Raw genomic sequence first — 17,384 nt, forward strand, 5'->3', positions numbered from 1 at the left:
TATATACAGCTTTTTAGAGTTCGGTGATAATAAATGGAATTACAGGATATCAATAATTTTGTGCAGACTGCAAATGAAGAACAGCTCAAAGCCTTAGGCTTCCTTGGACAGTGGATGATGGAAAACGTCCCTAAATACTGCACCTGTGCCTCAAAGTGCAACCAGAACTGTGAACTTGCAAAGGCATTGGGCGGAGCACTCCAGACTGCCGGGCAGAGACTTCAGGGACAGTAAGCGTTCAGGGATAGTAAGCGTTCAGTGAAAGTAAGCGTTCAGTGAAAGTAAGCGGATTCTGTTGGAATCCTGCTGCAATTCATTTTTTATTTTTCAGTTTTGAAGCATCTGTAATTTCACTGGTGCATTTTACTCAGTTTTGTATCATTTTACGCTACCTTCCACCATTTTACACTATCTTCAAATCAAATCTGTCACACAGGCCGGGCGTACAGACCCGGGATTACAACACATTTATAACTTGTAAGATATATTTTAATATGAGAATATAATTATTAAACAAAGGGGAATTTAAAATGGAACCAACAGCTTCAGATTGGGAGAACTTCTGGAACGCAAACACTTTTGCAGTAATTACTGACAATACAAAGCCAGCCATGAAATGGGCTGCTTCAGAACTCAAAAAGAGGGGCAGGAAAGTATACGTTGTTGACTTATCCGATAAACCTGAGACCGGCTCCCTGAAAAACGTTTCCGAACTTCCGGGCAGCCTTGACCGCGCCATCGTCGGGATAACGAAATCCGAGCCTGGCGACCTGATCCCTGCCCTGAAAGAAAAAGGCGCAAAAAAAGTCTGGATCCACTGGAAAACCGAAACCGAAAAAGCTCTCAGTGCCTGCGAAGAAGAGAATCTTGAATACCTGGCAGGGCGCTGCCCGATGATGTATCTGGGAAGCGGGTTAAGTATACATGGGGTGCACAGGACGATTGCGAAGATGACGGGGAAGTATTGAATAAAGGATGGTTTTGATTCGCTATTCGGAACCTCTGTGTATTCATTGTTTCAAAACCCGGTCCCTATCCCCGTTCGCTATGCGAACGGCTTTCTCATAACGCAACTCTGAGAAGAAATATTTGCATAACAGACCACATGAATGCAAGCGATTCAATCCTGTGAAGCAAATTTCATTTTTCTTTCATTTTCTCCTTAAGAGCTTGAATATTTTGTTCATTCATCTTAAAATATGGATGAGCAGGACCAAGTTTACTTTTAAATATCCTAAGGGAGTGTTCAAGCAGGGGCAAAGCCTCATCATATTTCTCAATGTGATAATAGAGTCCTGCGAGATTGTTTAGCGTGGTGGCAACATCAGGGTGTTCAGGTCCCAGCACCTTTTCAGTTATTTCAAGTGCCCGCTTATAAAGTGGGAGTGCTTTTTCGTATTCTCCCATGCTCTTATAGAGTCCTGCGAGATTGTTTAGCGTGGTGGCAACATCAGGGTGTTCAGGTCCCAGATTAGCTTCAAGTATTTGTTGCATTTCTTCATACATCGGAGAAATAAATTGCCAGCAGGCGGCTCTATAAAACGGATCAGAAGCAGAATCAAACCAATTGAATAATTCTTCGATTTCAAGTGACTCTTTTGCGTGGTAGAAGGCTTCGGTAAGGGCGGTTTCATGTTCGGAGGTTACGGATTTGATGTCGAGGTCTTTTATTTTGTCGTTATAATAGTCACACATGAAAATGTGACCCTCTTTTTTTAGTTCCTGGTCCTGATGTTCCTGCAAGCTTTTTCTCATTAGTGGATGCAATTGCAGTTTTCCTTCCGTTTCCTGGACAAAAGAAAATCTTCTTAATTCCGAATAAGCTGTGAGTGGATAACCTGTCTTGAAATTATTAATTAAAGCTCTGAAGATATCTTTATTCCAGAAACGCGGAGTTGAAAGAACTTTTAGAGTTTCCTGTTCGGGGCCGCTCAGGTATTTCATAAATCTGTTAAAGATTTCACTACGGGTTCTGGAAAAATCTTCAGGTTTTGGAGAACTGGTCTTTACGATTTCATTGTATGTGTCCACCGCAAGATCAAGGTAATAAGGAACACCTTCACTGCCTTCGAGAATCACTTTTTGAATATCCTTTTCTTGAATTCCGCAATGATTCAAGAAGTTAAAAGCATCTTTATCAGGAAGTATTCCAAGATTGTGTTGTTCAAGATAATTATTCCAGTCTTTATCTGCTTCTTCCCAGCGGAGTCCCTCCCTTCCGCAGATTACCCACAGTGATGATTCTGGCAGGTTTGCTATAAGTTGCCTGATCCATTCATCTCTCGAATTAAAACTTCCCTGCCCTCTTTCTTTTTCCCAGAGAGCTTCATAGCTGTCTATGAAGAAAACTGCTGATTTTGAGGTTTTTTGCAGGTGATCAGCCAGGTCGTGTGCAAAGAAAACAGGAAACTTTTTTTCAATATCCGGAGCTTCCATTTCGGGCAGTTTTGCGAGTTCCTCTTTTCTCTTTAAAGACCAGTCTCTAAAACGACCGGGGGTTCTTTCCACAACTCTTTTGATGCTGCTGTAATTTATCGAGACAAAACCGCCAAATGTATCAAAGAGGTCCGTTACAATGCTGTCTTCGGAGTATCCGTCTTTTGAAAGAGGGATCTGGGGATTGACTTTTCGCCAGTATGCGGCATTTGCGATATCGAATAAATGGAATTTTACGCCGTTTTTTTCCTGCAGCTGGTTCTTCAGGATTCCAAGAAACTTATCTGACTGCCTGTGGGATTCTATGCTGAAATCGACTGAAGCCCATATAACACCTGTATTTCGATAGGATTCATTATATTCTTCAAGCAATTTAGGGAGTTCTTTTCGCAAGCTTGTCTTGCCGATTCCGCCAACTCCATAGTAAACCAGAACGCTGTAGTCTTTTTCCCCAAGATTTTGAAAGGCGGTTTCAAATGCTTCGATGAATTCTTTCCTGTCAACAAATGGTCTCTCTTTTTCCCCAATTAAAGGTGTAGGACAAACTGGCACTCAATCCCTCCGAAACCCAGTTCCTGATAAGTTTAAATTTCAAATCCGTTAATACTTTTTGAATTTGTCCTATATTATACTACCTAAATTCTTTCAATTCCAAAAATCGAAATCCCCTTTCCGCAGGCTGGAAAAATCCCGGACTTTTGCTCGGTGAAAAAGAGATTGTTGAAACCTTACTGGCTATTATATAATTTACCAATAGAGTTTTCCTAACTCAAAAACGGGCAAGAATGTCTATGTCGTGGACCTCTCCAAAAAACCAGCCCCTGAATCCTTAACTCCCACTGCCCTGCTACCCTCCGGATCGACAGGGTCGTAATAGGCATAACGAAATTCGAGCCTGGCGCCCTGATCCCTGCCCTGAAAGAAAAAGGCGCAAAAAAGTCTGGATCCACTGGAAAACCGAAACCGAAAAAGCTCTCAGTGCCTGCGAAGAAGAAAATCTTGGATACCTGGCAGGGCGCTGCCCGATGATGTATCTGGGAAGCGGGTTAAGTATACATGGAATGCACAGGACGATTGCGAAGATGACAGGGAATTATTGAAAAAAGGTGGGAAAAAACAGGAAAATACTCTACCCTAAGAATCTTAATGCAGATTCTACTAGCAGAAGGTAATATTTATTTTTATCCCATTTTAGCCCGTTTATTTTCTATTTTACTCACTTATTTTCTATTCTACTCACTTATTTTCTATTCTACTCACTTATTTTCCACTTAAACTTTAAGTTCCTGAATAATTTGTTCTATTTTCTTAAAATGTGATTAAGCGGGACCGGATTTCCTGTTAGGTTCCGGTTTTCGTCAGGTAGTTATTCGCTTATAAAGTAAAGGAAGCCTCTCCGGGAGCATCTGTGCATCATCAATTATCGTGTACCCGGTATCAGAGAATATGTTATCAAGATAGTCTCCGGGATTGTTATCAACAGTAATGCAAAAGAAATGAATTCCGCGGGCATTTCCTTCCCGGATGGCAGTCTTTGTATCTTCTTCAGCAAGTTTTCCCTGATATGCTCCCTCCCCATAGCAGGTATCATAGGGTTCACCGTCTGATAGCAAAATAAGAATCTTTGTTCTGGCATTGACCTGCTCCAGTTTTTCTATGGAATGGCGGATTGCAGGCCCAAGTCTTGTATTAGCTACCGGTTCTAGCAGGCTTATCCTTTGCTCCACACTCGCTGACAGATCTTCACCGAACTCTTTTATGATGTAATATTCCACATCTTCTTTTGTATGGCCGGAAAATGCATAAATTGCGTATTTGTCTCCTATGTTTTCAAGGGCCTGGACCATTATTACCAGCGCATCCTTTTCAATGTTTATTATACTCCTTTCCCCAATACTCCTTCTTTCCTCAATACTCCTTCTTTCCTCAACACTCCTTCCTTCTCCACAAAGCCTTTTTCGGGTCGAGGCGCTCACATCTACGAGGAAAAGGGTAGCAACATCCCTTTTGCGTTTATCCCATCTCACATAAAGTTTCTCATCAGGGTTAATTCCACACCTTCTTTCTATCAAAGCATCTGAGAAAGCATCGATATCGATCTCCGTACCGTCTGTCTGCCCTTTCAATTTTTGAAACGACTCCGGTTTCATTCTGCTGAAAACACTTTTTATGAGAGTAATCTCGTTGCGATAACGCTCGGAAGCATCCCTGTAATATTCACCTGACCCTCCGGCAGGTTCTATTTCGTGTACAGCGCACCAGTCTGACTTATAATCGTTCATAGCATAATCCCATTCGTCATACCTGTAACTGCCAAGGACCTTCCAGTTTTTATCCGTCGCATACGCAGGCTTTGGTTTTGCTTTTTCCCCATGTGCTTTCTCGTTTACGGGCCGTTCTTCTTCAGCTGCAGGTTTGTCCTCACTTTCAGGGATAAATTTCTTAATTATATTTTCGTGAGATTTTGTGCTCAGAGTATCCTTTACACCGAAAGAACCAAAACCCACGCCCCGGTATTCGATATTTTGTATTGTCTCGTATTTCCGGTACCCCAGTGAGCCCAGAAAGTCTTCAAGCATAATGTATATGTCAAAAGTAGCTTCCAGAGAGGTCAAAGTTGACGAATCAGGCTGTAAAACCTGGTTCCGCAAAATATCATGAATTTTATCGAGAAGGAACCCGGTCTCTTCCGTAAGCTCAAAAAGCGGTTTGTGAAGGGCTGAAAGCCACAGTAGGGCTTCCATGAGATTTTCAAGGTCCCCTTCCGGGACAGGTCTTGTCAGGAGCATCCGGGACCTTACAGATTCAAGGTCCGAACGCACGCCCCTATAAAGGTCCATTATCAGGTACTCAACCCTTGCGTCTTCCAGAATGCCAAGTATGCTTGCTGCCAGGACCCTGTTTGGGAACATCGCTATTATGGTTGAGATATCCATTATGTCCTTCGACAGCCGAATAATGTCTGAGAGCCGAATATCTTCTGAGAGCAGGTCGCTTCTTTCAGCTCCGTATTTTTCAGTTATTGCTGTTAGCAATTCGCACACGGCTTTCGAAGAAATCTTTGAAGAACTGAACAGAGCATGGCCTACCTCATGCATGACACTTAACTTGTAGATCTTGAAATTATTCTCAAAATTGCCATACCTGTTGATTCTCGGTTCAAGATAGATTGTCCTGCCTGATATAACAGGGTTTAAAGAACCGGTTTTATTGGTCTCATTATAACCCGGAAGCTCTTTTTTTGACCGTATCTTAAAACCGGTACCTGAAAGTCCCATTGCATAATACCTGAGGATATTTGCAACTTTCTTAAGGGCAACACTTCCTGTAAGTTCATCAATAAAATCTTTTGAACTTCTGGACTTTAAGGAGAAGTAGGGCCTGCCAGGAAAAGTGTTATCTTCAGAAATCTCAAGCCCTTTCAGTGCCCACTCTTCCAGTTCGAGAACATCAAGGTCAGTCAGGAGCCGAGGCGAGTAAGTAAAGTAATCCACAGCGAGATTTCTATCCGAATCATAAACTTTTATCCCGGTATCTGCCCATTTCCTGATATCTCTGTGCCCTATTTTTTCAACAACTTCCGGGAGGCTCTCGAAAAATTTTCCTGCAAGAAGCCAGTCTTTTTCGAGCAGTGACTGCGCTATTTCGAATATTTCTCCATGATATGAAGAGGGTATTTTCCTGAAGGAAACAACCGAGTTTTTGAAATATCCCGAACCAAGGCTGGAACTCTCTTTTGATATCCCGGATCCTGTATCCACCCAATCTTTAAATTTGCTGCCTGAAAATAACCTGAGAGCAGCAGGAGAGTATTCAAAGTAACTGCCAGTGCAGTCTGGATTTATGAGCGCAAGTTCGACTCCAACATCAAGTAAATATTCCCTTTCCTCCCTATTAATAGTTTTAAGGTGTTTTTCCAGGCTCCCAAAACTGCTCTCATAAAACCTCTCAAAAGCCTGTTTTTCGGATGAGAGGGAAAGTATCCCCTTTTCAGCCCACTGTTGAAGCTCGCTTATATTAAGGGATGAAAGGACACCCGGACTCCTGTCCAGGAAACTAACAGCTGCATCAACATTTATTTTTGCTATTTCTTTAGCTGTTGATACCCAGGTTCCAAAACCCATATCATCCAGTTTTGCCATTGCCGCAGGCGTATGCTTGAATAGCGCCAGTGCAACGGCAGTTTCGTCCGCATGATCTACACAGCCTGCGCAGCCTGCAAATTCATTTAATGCTGTTAGAAGCTCTTTTCGTCTTCGGGGCGGAATAGCTGAAAATACATCTTTTGATGCAGCCAGGATATCGATAGCTACTATCCACTGCACATTGAGCAGGCAGTCAATTATGCTGTAAAAAATCCTGAAATCCTCAGGGGAAAAGAGAGCCAGCATATCCGGAAGGCGTTCAAAATATGCCTCTGCAACCTTTGCATTTGAGCCGGCAAATTTCTCTCCGAGCCTTATAAATTCTTTAAAGTTTTCCAGGTCCCTGGTGTCAATGGAAGTATTAGTTGAAGTATCAGCAGAAACGTCGGTGGAAGTACCGGTGGGAATATTAGCGAGGATATCCGTGGAAGTGGGAATATTAGTGGGAATATTAGTGGGAATAGGAATAGCTGTGAAAGTGGAGATATCAGTGTTAAGGAAAGTTGAGGTCACTATACTGGCAGTGTGACTAAAGTAAGCTATTGCAAGCCGGTTGTTTTTTTCAGCGAGCGATGCCCCGATTTCCGTCCATTTTTCTAAAAGAGGAAGCCCTTTTTGACCTTTTTTCTTTAGGATCACAATCGAGGAGTCAAAGAACCCTTCAAAGCAGGAAAAGCTTAATTCTGAGGCTTTGCTGGCAGTTGAAAGCCATTTACGGAAGTCGTGGTTTTCACGGCTTGTCCGGCCTTTTTGAGCTGTCTGGTCTTTTTGAGCTGTCTGATCGATCTGATCTGCCAGTTCTGTCTGTTCTGTTGTTAGTTTTGTGAGTTTATAGACCACGGGTGCCGTTCTGATGTAAGCTGCCTGGATCCTTTTTCCTTTTTTTGTAATGAATTTTCCGGGATGAAGTACTGTTTCCAGTTCAGCCCTGTCAAATTCTACTAATTGTTCCGCAGCCGCGGAAATATCTCTCACATCAAGTTTCGGAAAATTTGACTTTATCAGTGCAGAGAGTTCTTTGTGGGACAATTCGTCCTGAAGGTGTTCTTGAAAGCCTTTTTGAAAGTCTTCATGAAATCCTTCCTGAAATCCTTCCTGAAAGCCTTCCTGCGATAGTTTATCGTGTTTTTTGATATCCAGGGGCAGTGGTTATCACTCCATAATGGCAGAGATTATCTCATCAAGGCTGACCTGCAGGTCCGGATTGTCCGTAATTGGCCTGACCATTGCTATCTGGCATGCTTTTTTAGGTTCTATACCTTCACGGATTAATTTTCCGGCATAGATCAACAGCCGTGTGCTAACCCCTTCTTCAAGCCCATGATGCTTAAAATTCCTTATACGCGAGCCGATTTCTACAAGATACTTAGCCATTTCCTGTCCGACCCCGCTTTCATGTGCAACTATCTGCATCTCAAGTTCTGCAGGCGGGTAATCGAAATCAATGGAAATAAACCTCTGGCGCGTACTCTGTTTCATATCTTTTACAACACTCTGATAGCCCGGGTTATAAGAAACTACAAGCATAAACTCGGCAGGCGCCTTCATTACTACACCCAGCTTATCAACCGGGATTATGCGCCTGTCATCGGTAAGCGGATGAATAACCACAATTGTGTCTTTTCGGGCTTCAACAACCTCATCAAGGTAACATATAGCACCACTCTTAACCGCTTTTGTAAGAGGTCCATCACTCCATTCAATGGATTCTCCCTTTATCAAAAACCTCCCCACGAGGTCGGTGGCAGTAAGGTCCTCATGGCATGCAACAGTTATCAGAGGCCGCTTCAACCTGTAAGCCATATACTCCATGAAACGTGTCTTACCACACCCGGTAGGTCCTTTCAGGTTGACTGGCAGCAAATTCTTATAGGCTGCTATAAAAATCTCCACTTCGTTTCCAACCGGAATGTAATATGGCTCTTTTTCAACAAAATATTCTTCCAGAGGTATCTCTTTGAACAACTGACACTTATTGTCCATATATTTCTCCAATCTGAATACAGTTATTTTATATTTTCTTGAATATATTTGCTTTGATGGATTTTCTTTTATGGGTTGCTTTGACAGATTTCAATAGCCATGGCAAAAATATCCATTTATTGACCTTTCTGACTAACCGATACCTGACTCGTTAAGAAATATTTTTTAACTTCACGCTAGCCCCGACCACACTGTCCTCGACGTTACAAAAACCGAATTTTGGGACCTGATCCCCGTTCTGAAAGAAAAAAGCATAAACAAAATCTGGCTGCACTTGAATGAATAAATCGAAAAAAACTCCTGGTGTCTGCAGGGAAAGAGGTATTAAAAATATGATCGGGTAATGCCCTAGAACATACCTCGGAAACGAGCTAAGTATAAGGGATGCACAGGACGATTGCAAAGATGACCGGGGAGTATTGAAAAAAGTATGAGTTTTATTCGCTATTCAGAATCTCTGTGTTCACTATTTCAAACCCGTTCCCTATTCCCGTTCGCACAGTGAACGGCTTTCTCTTAAATCAAATTAAATAAGTAATATATACACGGGTCATATGAACGCCAGCGATTTAATACTTAAAGCAAATTTCACCCTTTTTTCATTTTAGCCTTAAGAGCCTGAATATTTTGTTTAACTATCTTAAAGTATGAATGAGAAGTATCAAGTTTACTTTTAAATGTTCTGAGGGAGCCAGAGAGTTCTTTTAGGATTAAGAAAAGACATTCGGGGAATTTGTTTACTCTCAGAAAGAAAAACACTCTCTAAAAATCAACCAAAATATTTTTAACCTTTCCCGGTTGCATAGTTATTATACATTAAAAAAATTATAGAAATGGGGGAATGGTTTAATACGAAAACGGTTAGTATTACCGGTGAGAGCTGTAGGTATTTTGAATGTGTGAATGAAGAAAAAATGATTGAAGAAGCTCGTCTGGGAGACATCTGGAAAAGATGTGCAGCTTATATTTTTGATATACTCTTAGTAAATTTGTTTGTATTTGTTATCCTGATTGCATTTACGGTAACTAACAGTCCTCTGGATGAGATATACGGTATTGCCTTTGCAAACCTTGCGATCTTTGCTTATTTTGTTTACTTTGAAAGTTCTCAGGCACAGGCAACGCCCGGAAAGAAGTGGATGAACCTGAAAGTGGTCGACTTTGAGGAGAAGAGGATCTCTTTCCTGAGGGCATTTTTCAGATATTTTGCAAGAGGGATGCCGGGTCTTGTTCTGGTAGTCGCGGATGTAGCTGTTAGCGGAACGGGCATAATTAATCAACACCTGGGATGGTATTTCCTCATACCGGTCGTAACATATGCTCCTGTTCTCTTTATGGATATGAGGCAGGGAGTTCACGATGTAATGGCAGGAACTGTTGTCGTTAAAGGTTCTACGGAAGATAAGGAGTGATTTATTGCCTATGATCCCTTATCGCCTGGTTTTCGGCAAACCGCATGTTTTTCAATAAATCTGTATCTTTGACAGGTTTCTTTTTCTTTTTTTATTCTTTTTTTAAAGAATCACCAGACAAGCTGGCGGAGGCATTTATTTGTATTTATCTGCGGATTTGAAATCGGTCTTAGGTTAAGTAAATAATTACCTCAAACCAGAATATGTTTTTTTCAATATCTAAAGGTTACACTTATTGTATCTTTGTATCTTAATTGCGGTTTGATTGCGGTATCGGTTTGATGATTGTTTTTTCCTTACCTGGCAGGTCGGTCTCAACCTCGTGTAGTAATCAGGGATCATCAAAATTCAGTTCTGCGGATGTGGGGGGAAGTTCTTTCTACGGTATGCTCTGATATACGGTAAACTTTTTCGCAGGATTCTACTGGCGGTTTCGTTGCGGTCTGGTAAATTGTTACCATTAAACATTTACCATAAACCTTTAACCCATGCAAACAGATATTCTAATATGGCAGCCCCGAAGTACCTGAAACGTTATCTTAAGGTTCAGGGTGATGAAATGCCTGCCCTCTCCAGGATAACAGAGAGAATTTCAGTCGAATTTGACCAGGAAATGGGCCTTGAAGAGCTCCGGAACGTCCATAAAGCAAGCATCAAAGAATACCGAAAATTGCTGGAAAGCCTTGAAATCGAAGCCGCGGAAGCCCTAGCTTATTCAGATAGTTCGGACATGCTGAGGCTGTACACTAAAAGTTTTCTTGAGCTCCCTAAAGTCAGCCCTTCTCTCCTTGACCTCAAGATTGCAATCGTGGAGAGGATGATCGAGAATTGCGCCTGCTGCGGGTGGAACTGCGGAGTCAACAGGAAGGCAAGCGAAAAAGGATTCTGTAAACTGACCGACGTTTCTTATTATGCATCCGAATTCCTGCATATGGGAGAAGAGCCTGAACTTGTACCCTCACACACGATTTTTTTTGCGGGCTGCGTCTTTGCCTGCGTCTACTGCCAGAACTGGGACATCTCTACCTGCCCGGATTGCGGGACCCGGATTGAGCCGCGAAAGCTTGCAAAACTCATCGATCTCAGGAGGCAGCACGGGGCAAAAAACGTAAACTTCGTAACTCCAACTCCTCACACATATACCATTCTCAAAATCATCAGGGAAACTTCGCAGAACAACCCGGTTATCTGGAATTCAAACATGTTCCACTCCCCTGAAATTGCAGAAATTCTGGAGGGAGTAGTGGACGTCTACCTCGGCGACTTCAAATACGGAAACAACGAATGCGCCCGGAGATACTCAAAAATAAATAACTACCTGGAAATAGTACAGCCAAACTTCAAATTCGCCTACGAAACAGCCGAAGTCCTCCTCCGCCACCTCGTCCTCCCTGGCCATCTCGAGTGCTGCACAAAGCCGATTGCCGAATGGGTGGCAAAAAACATCCCGCAAATCAGGTTCAACCTCATGTTCCAGTACATGCCCTGCTACCGGGCACTGGAATACCAGGAAATCGGACGCCAGCTTACCCCGGAAGAAGAGGAAAAAGCGATTGAAATTGTGAGAGAAGCTGGGGTTGAGGATCTGCTGGTTTGAATGGGAAGGAAAACGGGAACTATCTCATTTTTAAGTCAATATTTACCGATCTCCTTTTTAATTTCATTTACTGATTTTTCAGCACCTCTTTTGTTTTCCATTTTAAAGAAACCGGGGCTCTCACCGAGTGCGAAGCAGCCTGCTTTTCCGTAAAAATGCATAAGCAGAAGCATAAAGACCGAGCCGTTAAGTTTTAAGTCCCAGAATATAATCGCCGAGATGTAATTTTAATTTTAAGGAGCTGTTATTACCATTTTCGATATTTTACATCAGAAAGGAAACTGGAGAGAAAAAGAATAATTTAAGATAGAAGAGACTATCCTTAAATTTGAAAAGATTGTGAAAAAGAGCAAGAGTTAAAAAGATTAGTGGGTATACCTGAATAGAAAATCTTTACAGAATAATATAGAAGGTAATCGAAACCCTCATTAGGATACTAATTGTGAACAGGTGTCAGGCTGAAAAATGAATGAAAATAACTTAAACTGGATCACTAATTTCGTCTGGGGAATTGCAGATGATGTGCTACGAGACCTCTATGTCCGTGGCAAATACCGTGACGTAATTCTGCCGATGATTGTTCTGAGGCGCCTGGATGCGGTGCTTGAACCTACAAAACAGGCTGTTCTCGACATGAAGGCAGCTCTTGACAGGGCAGACATTACAAACCAAGACCAGGCTTTACGCCAGGCTGCAGAGCAGGCTTTCTATAATACCTCCAGATTTACTCTGCGAGACCTGCGTTCCCGTGCAAGCCAGCAGCAGCTCAAAGCTGATTTTGAAGCTTATCTTGACGGCTTTTCCCCTAATGTTCAGGATATTCTTGACAACTTCGAGTTCCGAAACCAGATCCCACGCCTTTCCAAAGCCGATGCACTCGGCAAGCTAATCGAAAAGTTCCTTGACCCTTCAATCAACCTGAGCCCTAATCCTGTGATGAATGGAAATGACTCAATGAAGCATTCTGGCGTGGATAACCATGCCATGGGTACGATTTTTGAGGAACTTATAAGGCGCTTCAATGAAGAAAATAATGAGGAAGCCGGTGAGCACTGGACTCCTCGTGATGCTGTAAAGCTGATGGCACGGCTTATCTTCCTTCCAATATCCGACAAGATTGAGTCGGGAACCTATCTGCTTTACGATGGAGCATGCGGAACCGGCGGTATGCTCACCGTGGCTGAAGAAGAACTGAAGCAGCTTGCAGGGGAACACGACAAGCAGGTTGCAACACACCTGTACGGCCAGGAAATTAATGCCGAAACCTATGCCATAGCGAAAGCCGACCTTTTACTCAAGGGTGAAGGCGACGCAGCAGACAACCTCATGGGCGGGCCTGAATATTCGACCCTTTCTAACGATGCCTTTCCGGCACGTGAGTTTGACTTCATGCTTTCAAATCCGCCTTATGGAAAAAGCTGGAAGAGCGATCTCGAAAGAATGGGCGGAAAAGACGGCATCAAAGACCCCCGTTTCACCATAGAACATGCAGGAGACCCGGAATACTCGTTACTTACACGTTCAAGCGACGGACAGATGCTGTTTTTGGTCAATATGCTTTCAAAAATGAAGCACGACACCAGACTCGGAAGCCGGATCGCCGAAGTCCACAACGGCTCATCACTGTTTACTGGGGACGCAGGCCAGGGAGAGAGCAATATCCGCCGCTGGATCATTGAAAACGACTGGCTGGAAGCCATAGTTGCCCTTCCCCTGAATATGTTTTATAACACGGGCATTGCGACCTACATCTGGGTACTCGGCAACCGTAAGCCTGAACACCGGAAGGGCAAAGTTCAGCTTATCGATGCGACACAGTGGTACAGGCCGCTTCGCAAAAACCTGGGCAAGAAGAACTGCGAACTGTCCGAGGAGGATGTCCAGAAGATCTGCGACACTTTCCTCACCTTTGAGGAATCCGAGCAGTCAAAGATCTTCCCGAACGCTGCTTTTGGCTACTGGAAAGTTGTGGTCGAAAGGCCGCTCCGCCTAGCTGTGGACCTCACACCGGATGCAATCGCCACCTTCAGAAAGGTCTGCACCGAAGCCGGAGAAGAGCAGCTTGCAGCCCTTATCGACAGAGCGGCGGTTCAGCTTGGGCCAGGCCCGCACAGCGATTTCAATGCTTTCCTTCCTTCTTTTGAGGCTCTGGCAAGCAAAGCCGGAGTCAAACTAACCGCCAAACGGCTTAAACTGCTCCAGAACAGCCTCGCCCGGAAAGATGAGTCAGCCTTACCTGTTATCAAAAAGGTGCATAAGCCCGGCAAGGCTGAAGCCGATCCCCTGCACGGCCGCTTTGAAGCCACTGTGAACGACAAACTCTGTGTGGTGGAATATGAGCCGGATAGCGAGCTGCGAGATACTGAGCAGGTTCCTTTACTCGAGCAGGGTGGCATCGAGGCCTTTATCCAGCGTGAGGTACTGCCCCATGCCACAGATGCCTGGATAGATGAAAACAGCATCAAGACAGGCTACGAAGTGAGTTTCACCCGCTATTTCTACAAGCCGCAGCCTTTGAGATCGCTTGAGGAAATTCGAGCAGATATTCTTGCGCTGGAGAAAGAGACTGAAGGGCTGCTGGAAGAAATCATCGGGAGAAGTGAACGATGAAGCTTGCAGGTTGTGTAAAAGAGATTTATGCATCACTGTTAAAACTATTTAAGGAAGGAATTGTCGTATCAGTGATACGACAATTTGAACAGTTATATTTCAGTTTACCTAAAGGGGTAATTGTGCAAGAGTCTCTTGCACAAATTCACCGATACCACAATCTGTTAACCGTCGAAGAGCCCGGGAAAAAAGAAAGTAAATTACTGGGAGAAATTGTCTGGAGAAATGTATTATGAGCCGCAAGGACATCCAGAAACCCGGACCGGTTTCAAATAACTATTTGCTGCTAGAAGATATTCGCCACATGATCGAAACGACACGCTCGGCAGTAGCTAATGCCTTTAACGCCGGGCTGACGATGCTCTACTGGAATATCGGCAAACGCGTCCATGAAGAAATTCTTAAAGGGGAAAGGGCAGAGTACGGTCAGGAGATTATCGACTCACTGGGGCGAGAATTGGCAGCTGAGTACGGCAATGGATTCTCTGTGAAAAACCTGCGTAGGATGATACAATTTGCTGAGTTATTCCCGGAAGAGGAAATTGTCCTATCACTGATACGACAATTGAGCTGGACCCATATCCAGGCTTTAATCCCATTAAAAGACCCTCTCCAGCGCGAATTCTATGCTGAGATGTGTCGTATGGAGCGCTGGAGTGTGCGCACTCTGAGAAAACAGATTGATTCCATGCTGTATGAGCGCACTGCCATTTCACGCAAGCCTGAAAAAGTGATCCGTCATGAACTTGTCAACCTGAGAGAGCAGGACCAATTGACGCCTGAACTTGTTTTCCGCGACCCTTATGTTCTTGATTTCCTTGGCCTGAAAGACCGTTATCTGGAAAAGGACCTGGAAGATGCCATCCTGCGCGAACTTGAGACTTTTTTGCTGGAGCTTGGTGCCGGATTCGCTTTTGTAGCCAGGCAGCGGCGCATTCAGATTGACGATGAAGATTTTTACATCGACCTTCTTTTCTATCACCGCTCCCTGCACAGGCTGATTGCTATCGACCTGAAACTTGGAAATTTCAAAGCCGAATACAAAGGCCAGATGGAGCTTTATCTGCGCTGGCTGGACAAACATGAAAGGCAGCCAGGAGAAGAATCTCCTCTCGGGATCATCCTCTGCGCCGGAAAGAAAGAGGAGCAAATAGAACTACTGGAGCTGAACCGCTCAGGCATCCATGTGGCTGAATATTTGACTGAACTGCCGCCCCGCGAACTGCTGGCTGCAAGGTTGCAACGTGCCATCAAGACTGCACAGGCAAGATTGGAGGCACACGATGACCAATAACAGAGAAAAACCAAGAGCTTTTTCGGTGCGCCTGTTTCTTCCAGGCGGCGATCCGGAAGGCGTCAAGACTGTGGAGAAGTCGAACTGGACTGGTAGAGGGCTTGTGATTCCAAGATCACTGTTTGCTGAGACCCGTTCACGTGTTGAATTGGGGAGTACGGGTGTGTACATTCTGGTCGGACCAGATGAAAAATCTCAGCTTCCCCGCGTCTATGTAGGTGAAGGCGATCCAATTGGCCCGAGGCTTGACCAGCATGCGAAAAATAAAGATTTCTGGACACAGGCGGTTGGTTTCACCAGCAAGGATCAGAACCTGAATAAGGCACACATCCAGTTTCTTGAATATCGGCTTATTGACCTTGCAAAGGCCGCAAAAAGATGCTTACTCGACAATGTCAATAACCCACAACCTCCTTCCCTCTCGGAAGCTGACACAGCCGAAGCTGAAGGTTTTCTTTCGGATGTCCTGCTCTGCCTGCCAGTGTTGGGATACGGGTTTTTTGAAGCAGCCCCTGCACCCACACAGACCACTCTCGAATTCACGTTAAACGCCAAGGGCATAAAGAGCAAAGGGTACGAGGCAACCACAGGTTTTGTCGTGCGAGCAGGTTCTCAAGCTGTTAAGAGCAAGACAAAGTCAATTCATGCCTACCTGAGTGACATGCGCCGTTCACTGGTTGAACAGGGGGTCTTTAGTTCAGCATTTCGGCTAGATATTCTGGCAGAACAACTTCAGGGTCGGCGATCAACTGGAGATATGACTTTAATCGTTCCGGGAGATCACCTTGCCTCATCTTGGTTTCTGTAGTTGCCATCTCAGGCAGATAAATCGCATCAAGATGCTCTTTACAACGCTCAAAATCGGTTCCACGACGCTTAGGCGCATTAATTTTAATTACAGCCTTATTGAATGGGATTGGATCAAGCCCCTTACTTAGAGCAAGTTTTTTAGCTCTTTCTGTTGCTTCAAGGGCTTGTAGCCCAAGGAATTGATCATCGGTGACAATCCATCCCTGACTTGGTGTAGGTCCCTTCTTACGCTTCCACAAGCGAGTGATTAGCTCATTCTGTCCTCTAGCTTCTTCAGGAACCTCAGCTACGAATAAGTTGCCATGATCTATCCTCTCGATGATAGCGAGGTAAAGTACCAGATTGGTTTCACGGAATGTTCCTGGGCGAAACTTTAGCAGCGCTGATAGATACAATCCAAATTTTTCAAGGTTGAATCGAATAGAATTGTTTTTTTTGTCCCACGCAAATTTCGGGGAAACTAGGAAAGCGAGTATTCCGTCCTGATCCAAAAGATCCGCAACTTCTGCAATTAATAGGGACGAAGGTTCATCGTTGAGTTCAATCTTGTCACCGTCTATAGTCTGAAATGTTTGGTACTGTGACTTAATCCCAATGCATGGGATGGATACTATCGCATCGTACTTAGCAGCTAGCTTTTCCCTTTCATCAGCTATATTTCCAATATGCAGTGTAAGTGATGGAAGATCAAGTGGGCTAATCAGTTCCTTAGCGTCAGCATCCCTGCTTACAACATCCATTTGTTGGACATGTTCATTTGAAGAAAGCCAAGCTCCAAGTAGTCCACATCCTCCAGTAGGGTCAAGAACACGGGATGCTTTTCGTGAATACAGTAATTGGTTATAAAACTGAACCACAGAAAAAGGTAAGACTAAAGGACCCTGATTAAGCCCAAATTGTTGTTGGATATATAGCATCTCAGAGACCTCAAGCTGTTCACCTTGCTCACGTAGCCAGCGTATAGCTGGAAGAAAGAGCATTCTGTGAGTGCCTCGGTATTGATCTAGCAAACTCCACAATTCCTTTTCTCGATCCTCACTAATCAGAAAGTGATCCTTTTCAGTGGTATCTGTTGCTCTTGACATTGTACTACTGAT

General features: G+C 43.9%; 14 protein-coding genes. 9 read left to right on the forward strand and 5 right to left on the reverse strand.

Annotated elements, in window-relative coordinates:
• Positions 1–33: 33 nt before the first annotated feature.
• Complete coding sequence (locus tag ACZ5A8_RS12435; RefSeq protein ID WP_464529404.1) at positions 34–234, forward strand: hypothetical protein; 201 nt, start codon at positions 34–36, stop codon at positions 232–234.
• Between the two features lie 296 nt (positions 235–530).
• Positions 531–968, forward strand: a complete 438-nt coding sequence (locus ACZ5A8_RS12440; protein WP_464529406.1) for a CoA-binding protein — start codon at positions 531–533, stop codon at positions 966–968.
• A 172-nt stretch (positions 969–1,140) separates the two neighbouring features.
• On the opposite strand, the gene ACZ5A8_RS12445 is transcribed toward ACZ5A8_RS12440, so the two are convergent.
• Both ACZ5A8_RS12445 and ACZ5A8_RS12450 read right to left on the reverse strand, forming a co-directional pair.
• Entirely contained in the window at positions 1,141–2,988 is a 1,848-nt protein-coding gene (locus tag ACZ5A8_RS12445) for a tetratricopeptide repeat protein (protein WP_464529407.1), read from the reverse strand.
• Positions 2,989–3,794: 806 nt separating this feature from the next.
• Positions 3,795–7,556, reverse strand: a complete 3,762-nt coding sequence (locus ACZ5A8_RS12450) for a nitric oxide reductase activation protein NorD (RefSeq protein ID WP_464529409.1) — start codon at positions 7,554–7,556, stop codon at positions 3,795–3,797.
• Positions 7,557–7,585: 29 nt separating this feature from the next.
• On the opposite strand from ACZ5A8_RS12450, the gene ACZ5A8_RS12455 reads away from it, so the two are divergent.
• Positions 7,586–7,714 carry a hypothetical protein gene (locus tag ACZ5A8_RS12455; RefSeq protein WP_464529410.1) on the forward strand — a complete coding sequence of 43 codons (129 nt, stop codon included), beginning with the start codon at positions 7,586–7,588 and terminating at the stop codon, positions 7,712–7,714.
• A 19-nt stretch (positions 7,715–7,733) separates the two neighbouring features.
• Here ACZ5A8_RS12455 and ACZ5A8_RS12460 read toward each other — a convergent pair whose 3' ends face one another.
• A complete protein-coding gene (locus tag ACZ5A8_RS12460) occupies positions 7,734–8,564 on the reverse strand; it encodes a CbbQ/NirQ/NorQ/GpvN family protein (RefSeq protein WP_229389166.1) in 831 nt (276 codons plus the stop codon).
• Between the two features lie 899 nt (positions 8,565–9,463).
• On the opposite strand from ACZ5A8_RS12460, the gene ACZ5A8_RS12465 reads away from it, so the two are divergent.
• Positions 9,464–9,976 carry an RDD family protein gene (locus ACZ5A8_RS12465; protein ID WP_464529411.1) on the forward strand — a complete coding sequence of 171 codons (513 nt, stop codon included), beginning with the start codon at positions 9,464–9,466 and terminating at the stop codon, positions 9,974–9,976.
• A gap of 508 nt (positions 9,977–10,484) precedes the next feature.
• Positions 10,485–11,573, forward strand: coding sequence for a radical SAM protein (locus tag ACZ5A8_RS12470; protein ID WP_464529413.1), 1,089 nt, complete (start codon positions 10,485–10,487; stop codon positions 11,571–11,573).
• A 35-nt stretch (positions 11,574–11,608) separates the two neighbouring features.
• Here the strand turns inward: ACZ5A8_RS12470 and ACZ5A8_RS12475 are convergent, their stop codons facing one another.
• Complete coding sequence (locus ACZ5A8_RS12475) at positions 11,609–11,734, reverse strand: hypothetical protein (protein ID WP_464529414.1); 126 nt, start codon at positions 11,732–11,734, stop codon at positions 11,609–11,611.
• 304 nt (positions 11,735–12,038) lie between these two features.
• On the opposite strand from ACZ5A8_RS12475, the gene ACZ5A8_RS12480 reads away from it, so the two are divergent.
• The 4 genes from ACZ5A8_RS12480 to ACZ5A8_RS12495 are packed head-to-tail and all read left to right on the forward strand — an operon-like array spanning position 12,039 to position 16,285.
• The gene (locus ACZ5A8_RS12480; protein ID WP_464529415.1) at positions 12,039–14,183 is read left to right on the forward strand and encodes a type I restriction-modification system subunit M; all 2,145 of its coding nucleotides are present in this window, start codon (positions 12,039–12,041) and stop codon (positions 14,181–14,183) included.
• Positions 14,180–14,419 (forward strand): hypothetical protein, encoded by a 240-nt coding sequence (locus tag ACZ5A8_RS12485; protein WP_464529416.1) that lies wholly within the window; start codon positions 14,180–14,182, stop codon positions 14,417–14,419. Before ACZ5A8_RS12480 ends, ACZ5A8_RS12485 begins: the two co-directional genes overlap by 4 nt.
• Positions 14,416–15,477, forward strand: a complete 1,062-nt coding sequence (locus ACZ5A8_RS12490; RefSeq protein ID WP_464529418.1) for a PDDEXK nuclease domain-containing protein — start codon at positions 14,416–14,418, stop codon at positions 15,475–15,477. Before ACZ5A8_RS12485 ends, ACZ5A8_RS12490 begins: the two co-directional genes overlap by 4 nt.
• Positions 15,467–16,285 (forward strand): GIY-YIG nuclease family protein, encoded by an 819-nt coding sequence (locus ACZ5A8_RS12495; protein WP_464529419.1) that lies wholly within the window; start codon positions 15,467–15,469, stop codon positions 16,283–16,285. The genes ACZ5A8_RS12490 and ACZ5A8_RS12495 overlap by 11 nt, the downstream gene beginning before the upstream one ends.
• Here ACZ5A8_RS12495 and ACZ5A8_RS12500 read toward each other — a convergent pair.
• Positions 16,170–17,372, reverse strand: coding sequence for a hypothetical protein (locus ACZ5A8_RS12500; protein ID WP_464529420.1), 1,203 nt, complete (start codon positions 17,370–17,372; stop codon positions 16,170–16,172). The two genes, ACZ5A8_RS12495 and ACZ5A8_RS12500, sit on opposite strands and share 116 nt — an antisense overlap.
• Positions 17,373–17,384 lie beyond the last annotated feature (12 nt).

It is taken from the genome of Methanosarcina subterranea (assembly GCF_055385895.1).

What these genes read in the sequence shown, in the direction of transcription:
- ACZ5A8_RS12485 (WP_464529416.1), top strand. Translation starts at nt 14,180, where the DNA reads ATGAAGCTTGCAGGTTGTGTAAAAGAGATTTATGCATCACTGTTAAAA.
- ACZ5A8_RS12480 (WP_464529415.1), top strand. Translation starts at nt 12,039, where the DNA reads ATGAATGAAAATAACTTAAACTGGATCACTAATTTCGTCTGGGGAATT.
- ACZ5A8_RS12495 (WP_464529419.1), top strand. Translation starts at nt 15,467, where the DNA reads ATGACCAATAACAGAGAAAAACCAAGAGCTTTTTCGGTGCGCCTGTTT.
- ACZ5A8_RS12490 (WP_464529418.1), top strand. Translation starts at nt 14,416, where the DNA reads ATGAGCCGCAAGGACATCCAGAAACCCGGACCGGTTTCAAATAACTAT.
- ACZ5A8_RS12500 (WP_464529420.1), bottom strand. Translation starts at nt 17,372, where the DNA reads ATGTCAAGAGCAACAGATACCACTGAAAAGGATCACTTTCTGATTAGT.
- ACZ5A8_RS12475 (WP_464529414.1), bottom strand. Translation starts at nt 11,734, where the DNA reads ATGCATTTTTACGGAAAAGCAGGCTGCTTCGCACTCGGTGAGAGCCCC.
- ACZ5A8_RS12435 (WP_464529404.1), top strand. Translation starts at nt 34, where the DNA reads ATGGAATTACAGGATATCAATAATTTTGTGCAGACTGCAAATGAAGAA.
- ACZ5A8_RS12460 (WP_229389166.1), bottom strand. Translation starts at nt 8,564, where the DNA reads ATGGACAATAAGTGTCAGTTGTTCAAAGAGATACCTCTGGAAGAATAT.
- ACZ5A8_RS12470 (WP_464529413.1), top strand. Translation starts at nt 10,485, where the DNA reads ATGGCAGCCCCGAAGTACCTGAAACGTTATCTTAAGGTTCAGGGTGAT.
- ACZ5A8_RS12440 (WP_464529406.1), top strand. Translation starts at nt 531, where the DNA reads ATGGAACCAACAGCTTCAGATTGGGAGAACTTCTGGAACGCAAACACT.